General features: G+C 40.3%; 14 protein-coding genes and 2 riboswitches. Of the genes, 3 read left to right on the top strand and 11 right to left on the bottom strand.

From position 1 onward, the window contains the following. The 11 genes from K8S13_RS16125 to K8S13_RS16075 all read right to left on the bottom strand — a co-directional run. Positions 1 to 469, bottom strand: a 469-nt coding sequence (locus K8S13_RS16125) for a cob(I)yrinic acid a,c-diamide adenosyltransferase (protein ID WP_291464050.1), incomplete at its 3' end; no start/stop codon positions are given. 28 nt (positions 470 to 497) lie between these two features. After that, positions 498 to 1,286, bottom strand: a complete 789-nt coding sequence (gene cobJ, locus K8S13_RS16120) for a precorrin-3B C(17)-methyltransferase (protein WP_291464048.1) — start codon at positions 1,284 to 1,286, stop codon at positions 498 to 500. Further along, complete coding sequence (locus tag K8S13_RS16115) at positions 1,283 to 2,368, bottom strand: cobalt-precorrin 5A hydrolase (RefSeq protein ID WP_291464047.1); 1,086 nt, start codon at positions 2,366 to 2,368, stop codon at positions 1,283 to 1,285. The genes cobJ and K8S13_RS16115 overlap by 4 nt, the downstream gene beginning before the upstream one ends. Beyond that, positions 2,325 to 3,110, bottom strand: a complete 786-nt coding sequence (gene cobM, locus K8S13_RS16110; protein WP_291464045.1) for a precorrin-4 C(11)-methyltransferase — start codon at positions 3,108 to 3,110, stop codon at positions 2,325 to 2,327. Before cobM ends, K8S13_RS16115 begins: the two co-directional genes overlap by 44 nt. Positions 3,111 to 3,120: 10 nt before the next feature. Further along, positions 3,121 to 4,350 (bottom strand): precorrin-6y C5,15-methyltransferase (decarboxylating) subunit CbiE, encoded by a 1,230-nt coding sequence (gene cbiE, locus K8S13_RS16105; protein WP_291464043.1) that lies wholly within the window; start codon positions 4,348 to 4,350, stop codon positions 3,121 to 3,123. A gap of 1 nt (position 4,351) precedes the next feature. Then, positions 4,352 to 5,434 carry a nucleoside recognition protein gene (locus K8S13_RS16100; protein WP_291464041.1) on the bottom strand — a complete coding sequence of 361 codons (1,083 nt, stop codon included), beginning with the start codon at positions 5,432 to 5,434 and terminating at the stop codon, positions 4,352 to 4,354. Then, complete coding sequence (cobI, locus tag K8S13_RS16095) at positions 5,431 to 6,135, bottom strand: precorrin-2 C(20)-methyltransferase (RefSeq protein WP_291464040.1); 705 nt, start codon at positions 6,133 to 6,135, stop codon at positions 5,431 to 5,433. The genes K8S13_RS16100 and cobI overlap by 4 nt, the downstream gene beginning before the upstream one ends. Then, positions 6,135 to 7,040: an ABC transporter substrate-binding protein gene (locus K8S13_RS16090; RefSeq protein ID WP_291464038.1), complete on the bottom strand. Its 906-nt coding sequence runs from the start codon at positions 7,038 to 7,040 to the stop codon at positions 6,135 to 6,137. Before K8S13_RS16090 ends, cobI begins: the two co-directional genes overlap by 1 nt. Positions 7,041 to 7,056: 16 nt before the next feature. Next, a complete protein-coding gene (locus K8S13_RS16085) occupies positions 7,057 to 7,833 on the bottom strand; it encodes an ABC transporter ATP-binding protein (protein WP_291464036.1) in 777 nt (258 codons plus the stop codon). A 7-nt stretch (positions 7,834 to 7,840) separates the two neighbouring features. Next, the gene (locus K8S13_RS16080) at positions 7,841 to 8,887 is read right to left on the bottom strand and encodes a FecCD family ABC transporter permease (RefSeq protein WP_367172669.1); all 1,047 of its coding nucleotides are present in this window, start codon (positions 8,885 to 8,887) and stop codon (positions 7,841 to 7,843) included. Positions 8,888 to 8,901: 14 nt separating this feature from the next. Continuing rightward, complete coding sequence (locus K8S13_RS16075; RefSeq protein WP_291464034.1) at positions 8,902 to 9,873, bottom strand: sirohydrochlorin cobaltochelatase; 972 nt, start codon at positions 9,871 to 9,873, stop codon at positions 8,902 to 8,904. Between the two features lie 132 nt (positions 9,874 to 10,005). After that, positions 10,006 to 10,197: riboswitch (cobalamin riboswitch) on the bottom strand. Between the two features lie 185 nt (positions 10,198 to 10,382). Here K8S13_RS16075 and K8S13_RS16070 point away from each other — a divergent pair. From K8S13_RS16070 to cbiM, 3 genes are all read left to right on the top strand, one after another. Further along, positions 10,383 to 11,234, top strand: coding sequence for a sirohydrochlorin cobaltochelatase (locus K8S13_RS16070; RefSeq protein WP_291464033.1), 852 nt, complete (start codon positions 10,383 to 10,385; stop codon positions 11,232 to 11,234). Between the two features lie 95 nt (positions 11,235 to 11,329). Further along, positions 11,330 to 11,520: riboswitch (cobalamin riboswitch) on the top strand. A 214-nt stretch (positions 11,521 to 11,734) separates the two neighbouring features. After that, entirely contained in the window at positions 11,735 to 12,556 is an 822-nt protein-coding gene (locus tag K8S13_RS16065; protein WP_291464032.1) for a DUF4198 domain-containing protein, read from the top strand. A 194-nt stretch (positions 12,557 to 12,750) separates the two neighbouring features. Continuing rightward, entirely contained in the window at positions 12,751 to 13,374 is a 624-nt protein-coding gene (cbiM, locus tag K8S13_RS16060; RefSeq protein ID WP_291464031.1) for a cobalt transporter CbiM, read from the top strand. The last annotated feature ends 112 nt before the right edge of the window (positions 13,375 to 13,486 follow it).

Genomic DNA, 13,486 nt, shown 5'->3' with positions numbered 1-13,486 from the left:
AATGTTTGATTTCTTTCATTTCCGTAACAAGATCTGCTTTTTCTATTACTGTGGCGGTTGCTCCCCGTCCTGTGATTACCAGTTCTATATTTTCAGGTTTCATATCCATCAGTGCCAATAGTTCCGCTTCTGATATAAGATTGCACATGACCGCAACATTCCCTTCTTCGGCGATGACCACGTCATGTTTGTTTTGTTTTAAAATTTCACATAATTTCAGATAGCCTTCAGCACCGGAAAGGATATCTTCATCAGACGGTTTTCCCTTAACAAATTTTCCAAGCCCGTATTGTTTAACCGTGATATTCTCGAATTTGGACAGGGCTTTGATTTCAGAGTAATCCCCTTTTTTCAAAAACTGAACAATATAGACCTTAAGGCCTGCTCCGGCAGCCCTGATTGCAAGCCCCAGGCTTGCAGTTGTTTTCCCCTTGCCATCGCCTGTATATACTTGGATATATCCTTTCATAGTGTCTCCTGATGGGTGTTTGATAGTTTCAAATGTCATATTTTTTTGAATATCCTCTTGGCGTAAACAGAAAATCAAGATATCTTAGCGAAGCACTGGAACCGATAAACACGACCGTCTGCATTCCGACCTGTGCCGTATCCATTTGACCCAGGGTTGTAAATGAGACGCGTTGATTTTCCCTCATGGCACCGGTGACAATTCCAACAGGAGTCGCCGCATCCCTGTGTTCCAATATAAGTTCGGCAGCCCTTTTTAACTGCCAATCCCTTTTTTTGCTTTTCGGATTATACAACACTATGACAAAATCTGCCATGGCTGCACAGCTCAGCCGTTTTTCAATTTTTTTCCAAGGGGTTAAAAGATCACTTAGAGAAATTGCAGCAAAATCATGGGTCAAAGGCGCCCCGGCCAATGCCGCACCGGCTGCCAGAGCCGGAATCCCCGGAATAATTTCAAGAATCAGGCTGGTGTCGTAATCAGGGAGATCTTTTCTCTTTCGGGCTCTTACAAGTTTTATATCTCGCTGTTTACAAATTTCAAATACAAGGCCTGCCATGGCATAAATTCCTGGATCACCGCCTGAAATAAGAGCGCATGATTTTCCGGTCAAGGTATGTTCGATGGCTTTTTCAACTCTTTCTACCTCTTTCATCATGCCGGTTGAAATAATTTGTTTGTCTTTGACGAGATCTGCAATCAAATCAAGATAGGTCGTGTATCCTGCTACACAGTCTAACTGTTTTATGATTTCGACTGCCCTTCCGGACATATAGGCAATATCTCCGGGGCCTGTACCAATAACATATAGTGTCATTTTTTTATTGCCACTGCGATAGTGACATCCTTGTTTTTCTTTTTTGGAACAATCAGTTTCCCGTTGTTGGCTGACAGAATGGCTGCAGCCTCGCAGACACTCTTAACTCCTAAATGTTTCTCAACCATCTTTGACGGAGTCTCAATTGTTTTAACAGAATTCAAATCTTTTTTGTCATAAAAATCTATTTGAATCCTCATTTCTTTTGAGAGAGCTAATAAACCGGGCTCATCCTTTTTAATGTCTGTTGTTGCAAACCGATCAATACTGTTAACGGACAGACCTTCGTTTTTCAAAACCAGTAATAAAAACAGTTTAATTTCTTCACACTTTGTTCCTCTGTTACATCCAATACCTATGCTTATAACGGGTGGTCTTAAAATTAAAGTTTCACGTGAAACATTTTTGCTTTCGTAAGAGCAGAAAATTTTTTTTTTCGATGGATCTGTATTGATTGTATCCGTTCTAAATGTATTTGGCAGATTATTATTAATGAATCCCAAAGGATCATATAAACTTATGGGCTTTCCCATGAGAAATGCCATGTTAATTACTTTAATGTTCTGCGGGGTTTCAATATAAAGGCCTCTGTCCTTTGCAATCAGATCAATGGATGGAAGCTGGTTAGTGTCTGTTGCTGTAGTAATAACGGGTAAGGCGTTAATGATGGGAGCAATTTTTTTTGTCAGCGCATTAGCTCCCCCCAGATGTCCTGATATAAGGCTGATGGCATGGTTTCCATTATCATCTGCAATAACGACTGCAGGGTCGATGGTTTTTGATTTCAATAAAGGGGCAATGATTCGAACGGCAATGCCCGTTGAAAAAATAAAAATATGACCTGAAAATTTATTAAATTGTTGAAGGATCTCTTTGGATAGTTTTTCAAAGGTGATGGTATTTTTATCAAGGCCATCACCTTTGAAAATTTTAGCGGAGACAAAAAGGACAGAGTCTCTAAGCACCGCTTGAATTTTTTGTCCCAAAACCTTTCCATTGGGTGTGATAGCCCAGATGGCAATAGATTTAAAATTAGTTTTATTTTTCTGCGTCTCTATATCCATGGGAGAATGTCGAATCATATAATTTTGATTTTAAGATGTCATTTTTCTTGAAACCTGCTTCTACAGCTTTGCCGGCAATGATCAGGGCATGCTTTGTGATCTCATTGTCTTCACATGTTTTTACAAGCCGGTTTAGTTTAGTATAAATTATTTTTTCTTCAGGATGACTCACCTTATAAGCGATGGCACAAAGTGATTCTTTGCCGTAATGTTTTTCCAGAATTTTTTGAACTTTTTGAACATGACCGATGCTAAGATATATCGCCATGGAAGCCTTGTGGGAAGCCAGTTTTTCAAGGTTTTCCGATTCAGGTACCGGTGTTCTTCCTGATATCCTTGTGAGGATTAAGGTTTGGGTTACCTCGGGTAGCGTATATTCCATGTTCATTTTTGCAGATGCGGCAAATGCTGCTGTAACACCCGGAATAACCTCATAGGGGATATTGAGTTTTTCAAGCTCTCTCATTTGTTCAAAAATAGCACCATATAAAGAAGGATCTCCTGTATGGAGGCGGACGATTTTTTTCCCCTTGTCATGATAGGTTTTTATGGTATCAATAATTTGATCAAGATCCATGTCAGCGCTTGATTTTGTTTCAGTATCCCTGCCCTTCCAGCTCAGCACCGCTTCAGGTACTAAAGATCCGGCATAAATGATCAGATCAGCTGTTTTCAGCGCATTCCTGGACTTAATAGTGATGAGGTCAGGATCACCCGGTCCTGCGCCGGCAAAAACAACTTTATTTTTATTTTTTTTCATATTCATTGCCTTAAGGTTTTGATCCTGAAATAATCCAAACCGGGTTTAATGCTTCAAGCCGGTCTCCAAATGGCATGCCTTTTGATCGGCATACCTGAATTTGTACAAAGCGAGGATCAAATTTATTTTTTTTTAAGAGTTTTAAAGCAGTTTCAAGATTTTGCAACAAGACGGTATTTATCACAATAATTCCAGAGGGAGTAAGTTTGTCACAGGCTGCTTTTATGATTTGTTCAAGGTTTTTCCCGCCCCCGCCGATAAAAATTCGATCCGGTGTCTTTAACTCTTCTATCCCTTCTGGAAAGGCGGCATTCATTACTTTTACATTGGAGCAGTTAAAGTTTTTAATATTGTGAATAATATCAGCAATTCTTTGAGGATGCTTCTCTATGGCAGACACATGGCCCCTGGGAATTTGAAATGAAGCCTCGATACCGACGGAACCCGAGCCTGATCCGATGTCCCAGAAGACATGATCTTTTTTGATAAGCTTTAATTTAGACAGGGTAATGCTTCGAATTTCAGATTTGGTTATCAGTCCTTTTGAATGCTTAAATAGGGAATCCTCCATGCCGATATGTGTTTCATGTGAAAAATAACTTTTTTCTTTCAGGTGTTTTAGTAAGATGACAATATTGGGTTGGGAAAAGGTTTGTTCTTTTACCAGATCAAGTTTTTCAAACCACCTTATCTTTTCTCTATCCCTGTCCCCAAGCTTTTCTAAAACACAAAATTTGAAATCATACAGGCTTTCTTTTACCAGGCCTGCTGCAATATATTTCGGACCCCTTTCCGGGTTTGTCAAAAATGCTATTTTATTCTCCTCCGCAAGCCTTGAAAATGTGAAGGATTCTTTTTGTTTCCCGTGAAGGCTGACTATTTTAGCATCGTGCCAGGGCTCTTTTATTGCTGCAAAAGCAGCAGAGATACACGAGATATTTGAATAGATATTTAAATACTTTTTATCAAAATGCTGAGTTAGTGTGGAGCCAATACCATAAAACAATGGATCACCTGAAGCTAAGACAACAATTTTGTGACGGCTCATTTTTTCTTTAATAGCTTCGATAATACTATTTATGTTACTCTTGATGGGAATCTTTTGAATATCGGGATAGTCAAACATCGATAGATGCCGTTTGCCGCCAACCATCACATCGCATTTTTTTATTAACGCCAAGTGTCTTGAAGTAAGATCTTCTTTGCCCAGGCCGATACCGATAATGTCTATTTGATTCATATCATGCCACTATATAATAAAGGGTCCCCATTAATATGATACTCAATACTCTGAATAACTGACCCGATAATAGCAGTTGCAGGCCCATTTTGGGAGAGAAAATTCCCATATATCTTGGGAGTTGGTGGCGCAGAGCTCTGATGGGAAATGCAAGGACATTTCCAAGCAAAAGAGCAATGACCGTTTGTTTAACAGTTATAACGCCCGCATCCATTAATGCTCCTGCGGCTGCAAACCCTGATGTAAACTCAGCAGCAAAGCTTAAAATGACAACTGATAAGGATTCAACCGGCATGATCGTGACTGTGACATAATTGGACAAGGTTTTGTTCAAGTAATCAAAAACCCCATTCAAATTAAGTATAAAAACAATAGTATAAATCGGTAAAACCCAGATAATAATATTAGTAATGCGTGCGGGCAGTTTTGATTTAATCTTTTTTATTATGACGGTCAGATCTTTTTTATTTTCCTTTTCACGTTTATTTTTTGGGGAGGGTGACTCAGTATAGCTGCGTTCTTTGTCAATATTATGATGTTTTTTCAGGTATATTCGGCCAAATAAAAGAAAGCAAATGGTCCGCAATAGTGTAGCCAGAAAAGTGATGATAAAGTAGAGGGCTCCGGCAGTGCCGGTCAGGGGCAAAACAATAAAAACAGTTGTCGGCAGATGCAGGAAAAAGGCCGGAAAGTGGTTGATATAATTTGACAGGAATAACTGCATTTTATTGATTTTATTATCTTCATAAAAATCCAGAAGCATGGCATTAGCTGCCGATCCGGAGATAAAAGCTGTTGTAAAAGCAGCACCGCACCGGTTTCCAAGATTTGAGAACCCAAAGATCGGTCTGGCAAGGATGGCAACCTGCCGGGTCCAACCAAAACTTTCAATCACTTGTCCAGCTAAAAGACCGATGGAAATGAATAATAACAGCCTTAATAATGGTATTCCAAGCTTTTGTATGCAGATAGCAAGGCTAATGTTTTCAAAATAATTCAGGCTGAAAAGCAAACAGGTCAGCGTGAAAAGTATTGAAAACGCAAGATTTTTATATTTTATTTCATTGCGCTTCATTTGGTTCATTTAGAGGCCAGTATCAGTGTCCAATAATCAGGGGCTCTTTTTTCAAGTGTATCAAGATTGTTTATAATCTCTTCATTTTCACGGCCACATTTTGATACGGCCACACATTTTTTGCTGAGACCTGTTTCTGTCAGCGCCTTATTGATGTCTTTAATATTTTTATACGCTTTGACTATGGCAACATTTTCAACACCGTCAATATGTCGAATCCGATCACCGCCAAAGGCTCCAGAGGTCACAAGTAAAGATTCTTCCCCTTCCACAAGTATCCTGTTGAGCCGTGCTGATGCCGCATGAAAAGAGGTAATACCGGGAATGGTCTCAATAGCCGCTTCCGGCATAATGCAGGCCATTTTTTTTAAAATATAACCGAAGGTGGAATAGGTTGTGGGATCACCAAGCGTTAAAAAGACTGCATTTTTCCCCTGTTTTAAACGATTGGCTATTTGTTTTGTATTATGAATCCAGGCTGTTTCAACTTCTTTGAGATCCTTTGTCATGGGAAAAGACAGTTTTTCAACCCGGGCAGAAGGTGATATGTAGGGGGATGCAATCTCAACAGCCAGGCTATATGTATTTTTTGTTGATGCAGCAGTAAAAATAATATCAGCCTCTTTGATAACTCTGACGGCTTTTACCGTGATCAGTTCAGGGTCTCCGGGGCCAACACCTACACCGAATAGTTTTCCAATGTTTTCCATTATAGTTCCTCGTTAAGCTTCTCTTGAGTAAAGATATCCGGATAAAGGAGTGTTCCAATTGAAACAATTCCTTTATAAAGTCTGGGTACTGGCCGAGATACGATATTTTCATCAATTAAATATATTTGATTCTTTTTTACAGCTTTAATAATATTAAATCCCGGTTCTTTTTTTATCTGTTCAATACTTATTGAATTCATTACACCCTTTTGAGCAAGGAATACATCAATTTGTGATGCTTTTGCAAGGATTTGCTCCTTACCATAGATGGCAATATTTGTATTTCTTGATGCTTTTGCATCCGAGGCCACATTGATACCGCCTGCGGTTTCAAGGGCGAAGATGGCCATTGCATCCTGTGTAAATGTTTTCATCCTGGTATGAATTGCCTGAAAGTAGACCTTTTTCTTGATTTGAATTCCGTTAGTCCTGGCTCTGATAAGGTCTGTTTTTCGTTTAAAATCCCGGATCATTTTTTTTGCCTGCTGAATTTTTCCTGTCAACAGACCTAATTTTAACCAATAGTCATACATTTCATTTATACCGGAAGGTTGAAGAGAAACGACTGCAATACCGGATTTCTCAAGCCTGCTCATCAATTTAGGATAACCATTGTCAATCATTGGTCTTATCAGAACAAGATCGGGCATAATGGCTAAAAATTTTTCAGAATCGTCATGATATGAAAATTTTGGCTTTTTATCCACCCGGGCAGGAAATGTGTCATTAATGGAAACCCCCGCAATTACATCCTCGAGGCCTAAGTGATAAAGGTTTTCCGTATGGGCTCCGTAGAGAGAAATAATCCTGGTAAAGGGTTTTTCAAAAATAATCTTCCGGCCTTTTTTATCGATAAGTATTTCTGCAGAACACTGAAGCGAAACAATAAAAATAATAAAAAGCATGATTCCTGTTATGTTTTTAAATTGACGGATAATACACCTGCTTTGCTTGAACATGTTCATTAAATTCAACAATTGAGGCCACATTAAAGACATCCTTAATTGTCTGTTGTGTCAGGATATCCTGGGAGTTGCCAAATGCTTTTATTTCACCATTTTTCAACATCAGCAGCGAATTCGACCAGCTGGAGGCAAGGTTTAGATCATGAAAAACGCTGATTACAAGCTGGTTCTTTTCTTTTACAGATTGTTTTACAAGCGAGAGCATTTGCAGGGTATGGTTGATATCCATATTAGAGAATGCCTCATCCAGTAAGAGAACCTGTGTGTCCTGGCACAGGGCTCTGGCAAACACACACCGCTGTCTTTCCCCTCCGGACAGCTCATTGATTTTTCTGTCCTGCAAATGATGGATACCCGTAACTTCCATCATTTTATCCACCCTTTCCATATCACTGCCGGAAGGGTGTGAAAACCTTGGTATATAGGGATGCCTTCCCATCATCACCACATCTTTTACGCTAAAAGGAAAGTTTATGGTATAGTCCTGGGAAACCAAAGCAATTTTTTTTGAAATTTGTTTTTTTGAAAGTGATAAAATGGGTGCTTGATCGATATCAATATGACCGCTGCGGGGTTGTAAAAAGCCTGAAATCAAATCCAGAAGAGTGGTCTTCCCACTGCCATTGGGGCCGATAATTGAATAAAAATTTCCAGATACAAAAGAACAGTCGATATTTTTGATTATCATATCACTGTCATAGGCAAAAGAGATGTCATGTAAATTTAGCTTCATTCTTTTTCTATTTAAATCGATTTTTTTTGAAGATCCAGCAAAAGACCGGGCCGCCTGTCAAGGCAGTCAGGACACCGATGGGTATTTCATGGGGAAGAACAGCCCGGGTAATGGTATCGGCAAACAACAACAAAAATGCACCGGCCAGCATAGATAAAGGAATCAGTTTTCGATTGTCTGGCCCTGTAATCAACCGGACTGTGTGCGTGACCAAAAGGCCCACAAAGCCAATGATACCTGAAACGGATACACAGATCGCAGCCAGCATTGATCCGGTTACCAATAAGATTATAGTTACTCTCTTCAAGTTTACGCCCAGGCTTGTCGCTGATTTGGCCCCAAGGGAGATCAGGTTCAGATCACGTGCAAAAAATATTGAAATAAAAAGCCCTATTATCAGAAAAATCATAACAGCGATAAAATCAAACCAGGTTTTGGATGCAAAGCTTCCCATAAGCCAGAAAATAATGACAGACACTTGTTCATTGGCAATAAATTTTAAAAAGCTGATTCCGGCGGAAAGGATGGCTGCAACAATGATTCCAGATAGAATCAGATTATTGGAAGAAAGCCCGGACATTGGATTTTTCGAAGAATAAGATAGAAATATAACAACAAATAGAGTTGTACAGGCACCGGTAAAAGCAAATGCCGGGACAGAAACAAAGGCAGCGCTTAGATTCAACAAAATAGCAATGCAGGCTCCAAACGCTGCGCCGGCAGATACGCCAAGCGTATAAGGATCGGCAAGAGGGTTTAACAGTATGCCCTGGAACAAGCCACCTGACACGGCAAGAGCTGCTCCAACGCCTGCACAGGTAAGTATTCTGGGAAGCCGTACATCAAATATCACTGCCAGAAAAATATCACTGGTATTCTCAATGATTTGAAGGTTACCACTTATTTTTCCATAAAGGATGCTGACAATATCTGTTATTGGAATATGGATATATCCCATGGATAAAGAAGTGAGAATCATTAAAACAAGAAAAAGGGAGAATAGGATCACCAGATATCCCGTTCTCCCTTTTAATATGGCAACCGGTATACTCAAATTTTTGCCATACTCTACAGGCTGATGCCTGAAGCTTTTGCAGCATCTTTTATATTGGATATAAAGATATCTGCGAACTGGTCATTAGATCCAAGACCCTGGAGAATTGTTTCAACATCAAATCCGGCCTTGGTTAATATGGTTTTCCAGGAATCTTCCTCATCGCTTGCCATGTCATTGGTAGCGTGATCCCCGGCAACAATCATTAAAGGTTTTAACAGGATTTTATTTATTTCAGGAGTATAATGACCCAGACTTTTTTTAACATCCTCAATACCGGGATATCCTTCTACACTCCCAACAAATGTCTTAACTTCGGGGTAAGTCTCTCTCATTAATTGCTGGAGCTCAACATATATGCCCGTAGACCACACCTCATTACCATGACCCATATATACAATGGCTGCCCCTTTTTGTCTGGCAAGGGCAATATCGCCGGCAAAAGTTTTTACAGCCCGTTTAAGATCATCATGATAAGGATATGCATCACCGACAGTTCCAAGCGCCGGACGACCAAGCGCTATTTTATTAAACGGTTTCCATTTGTCTCTGATGGTTTTGATAGATTTAATAGCATTCACATATTGTGTTAAATCGTGGTATTGTTCCATGTGAAACAAATGGGTGGGTTGAACGATAACATCTTTAAATCCTTGACTTTTCAAGTCCCCAAAAGTGGCAAGAAGATTTTTTGTAAAGAGTATTTCTTCTGAAATTCCTTTTTTTAACCATTTCTTTGGTTCCTTGCTTCTTTTTTCCCAGATCGACCGGATAATATTGGATGTAAACACAACCCTGACTTCGGTATCAGGAAAAGCTGCCTTTACTCTGGATTCTATATTAACTATAGATTGAACCGCTTCAGGCACAGTAGTTCCAAAACTCGCAATAATAATAGCTGTTTTAGCGGCAGTTTTGGCATAAAGATGTGAGCTGAAGATCAGGCCCAGAACAATGATGAGTACAGTAGATTTAAATTTTTTCATAATATTTCCTCGGTTATTATTAATTACAATAACGCGGGACAGAGCAGAAATGAAAAATCCCACACCAAATTTTATCTGATATGGGAACCGTTTTTATCCTCATTCTGTTGATCTGCTCTCATCCTCGCAAGCAACACGACCAAACATTCAGGCAGGTTTTCTGACTTCCGGATCTATTTACTTGTCACACCTTCCCGTAAAATCATTTTATTGAACAGTGGTGTCGGTGACGTTCATCCCCGGTTACAGCGGCGGGTCCGTTCCTGGCTTTCACAGGATTCCCTTTTAACTGCACTTGGCAGCACCTGAAATATTTGACAAAATAGCCTTCTTATAACAAAGAGTCAAGAAATAGTTTTTAGTTTTATCAATAGTATTTAAATACACGGGAATGGTACTTTTGTCTTTTTTTAAATGCTTTTCTTGACAAAAAGGAAGCTCTTATCCTATGGGTAAAGGATAGTGATAGGAAGAGCAATTAAGAATTAGAAAAAAATTAGGAATTTAAAATGCATCAACATGAATATATTGGCCGAAAAATGCGGCTCCCAAAATTAAAAGAGAAACCGGCCATCGTTATTGCTGCCTTTGGTTCAACTAGTCGAGCCAAGGCTGCTCTTGATATTTTTAAAGCAAACCTTGCCCAAGGGTTTCCAGACCACGAAACATTTTGGGCCTATACCTCTGAGATCATCCGCAAGAAAATGGGACTTCCCAGCTTACAAGAAACCTTGGCAAAAGTTGAGGCTATGGGCTTTCGCAAGGTGGTGGTTCAGCCCCTTCATATTTTCCCAGGGACCGAATATCACCAAATGGCTGAAACCTGTGAATATTTTCCTGGCCTGCGAGTTTTACTGAGCGAAACATTACTTCATCGCTGGGGTTTTATAAAAGAAACCCTTGGAGTGGTCGAGGCAGAATTTCTATCCCCAGCTGAGGGTCTTAATCTCTTGGCCTTGCATGGTACGCCCCTATCTGCTGACCCTGTAAATATTGTTTACCTTGGCATGGAAAGACTTGTGGCAGATCGCTACCCCAATGTCTTGGCCGTTAGCATTGAAGGTGTTCCAGACCCAGAGGCTGTTCTCGCTCACATAAAACGCCAGGATATGGTTAGCCAATATAAAAAAGTGAAAATTATCCCTATGATGTATATTGCCGGTTTACATGCTGAAGAGGATCTAATGGGTGATGAAGACAGTTGGCGAACGGCCTTGGAGGGCATGGGCTTTATTGTGGAATGCCCCATGGTTAAATACGATGGCAAAGATTATTATAAAGGCCTGGCCTATTACCCGGAATTAATTAATTTCTTCATGGAACGGCTGAAACGAAGTCTCAGCCTTACCAATTACTATTAGCCATGATTAAAACACAAAAATACCTGATATTAAACGATCCTCCTGACATTAATTAGATTTGAACTTTTAGTTGACATTAATTCCGGTTTTGGTTAAATTTAAAATAATTTTCAGGTGCTCCTTCGGGAGCCCAAGAGGGAACCCCGTTAAAATCGGGGATGGGCCCGCCGCTGTGATCGGGGACGAACACCGCAAAATGTCACTGTCTGTTAAAAAACGGGTGGGAAGGCGCGGTAAGTAGGATGATCCGAAAGTCAGAAAACCTGCCTGAATTAAATGCGTAACCTTCATGGACAGGGGGTGCCATATGATCTTGCGGATAAAAATGGGAAATCCCCGGATTGATTAATTTCGGTCCGGGGATTTTTTTTGCTCCAGATCCTGAAACCCAAAATGGAGGTTCAGTTAACCTGGCAGCAATAGATTAGCACCGGTTCTCCGAAAAATAAAATTTGTTGGAATCCCACTTGGGATATTTTAACAAAAAAAAGGAGGCTTAAATGAAATTTTTTTTTACCCTGTTAACAGCTATAATTTTTATGGCATTAACTGTTCCGGTCTATGCGCATTTTCAGATGATCTATTCGCCGAATAGTGTTCCAAAAACAAAAAAGCTTAATCTGAAAATAATCTTCACACATCCCTTTGAGGCGGGTCATACCATGGATATTGGAAAGGATGAGAAAGGCAATATCCATCCATCCATAGCCTTTGGTGCAATGCACAAAAAGAAGAAAACAGACCTGCTTAAGGAGTTAAAACCTATTACTTTTACCAGCCTGACCAACAGCGGGAAGGCATATGAGGTCAATGTAAGGCTTAAGGGGATGGGAGACCATATTTTTTACTTTGTTCCTGCACCGTACTATGAAGATTCAAAGGACTTCTACATACAGCAATGCGCTAAGATTATATTCAATGTGGCTGGTGCGCCAACAGACTGGAGTGTTCCGGTAGGTGATCCTCTGCCTGTAGAGATCGTTCCCTTAGACAAGCCCTATGCCTTGTGGGTTGGTAACGTCTTCCGTGGTCGTGTGACCTGTGGTGGCAAACCGGTTCCCAATGCTAAAATTAGGGTTGAATACATGAATCATGATATTAAAGGTAACGCCTTTGTAGAAAAGGCAAAAGTTGAGGCACCCCATGCCGCAATGATTGCCCAGATAATCAAAGCTGATGGTAATGGTATCTTTACTTATGGTATCCCCAAGGCAGGTTGGTGGGGTTTTGCTGCACTTGGTGTGAGTGGAAAACTCAAGCACAACGGTAAGAAACTTCGCCAGGATGCAATTATCTGGATTCAGTCTCTGGAGATGAAGTAATTGCTCACGGGTTCAATGGTTCAAAGGTTCAGTGCCTATTAAAAAGATAAACCATACTACTGGCAAGGTTAACGAGAGAAAGATAACCATGAACGATTCACATAACGACGGATCAGCAATACATGACGAATGTTGAGTTTTATAACCGTGAACATTGAACCGTGAACCCGACAACTTACGAAAGGAGAAATATTATGCATATTTCAGAAGGCGTGTTATCTGCACCCGTGCTGGTGACATGCGCCGCTATCACTGTGGTTGGTTGCGCCGTGGCCCTAAAAAAAATGGACTATGACCGTATACCCCAGGTGGCTTTAATGTCATCAGCTTTTTTTGTGGCATCTCTTATCCATGTCCCTATCGGACCTTCAAGTGTACACCTCTTATTAAACGGTGTTATAGGGCTCCTGTTAGGTTGGGCGGCCTTTCCAGCAATTCTGGTGGCCCTCACCCTGCAATCCATCCTGTTTCAATTCGGGGGGATTACAGCCCTTGGGGTCAATACGGTCAATGTTGTGATGCCTGCCCTTGTTTGCTTTTACATGTTTAATTATTTAATAAGAAGTAAAAACACTTTTATTTCTCTATGGTCAGCATTTGCCTGTGGGTTCCTGTCTGTATTTCTAACGAGCATCATGGTGGGTGTTTCTTTAGTCTTCACGGGAGAGGCGTTTATGGAGGTGTCGAAACTGGTGGTCATCGCCCATTTTCCGGTTATGATCATCGAGGGGATTATGACCGCATTTTGTGTGGTTTTTTTGAAAAAAGTCAAACCCGAAATATTAGGAGTAACTCATGCACCGATTAAATCTTTGTAAAGAGCATACAAGAATTTCAAAGGTTATTGCTTTTTTTCTTTCAATCGTGCTGTATCTGACATTGACAGCACCATGGGCTCTGGCCCACAAGGTCCTTCTTACAGCCTATTTT

The organism is Desulfobacula sp. (assembly GCF_021107415.1).
Note: the sequence above shows the minus strand (reverse complement) of the source record. Positions and strands in the feature narration are given on the sequence as shown.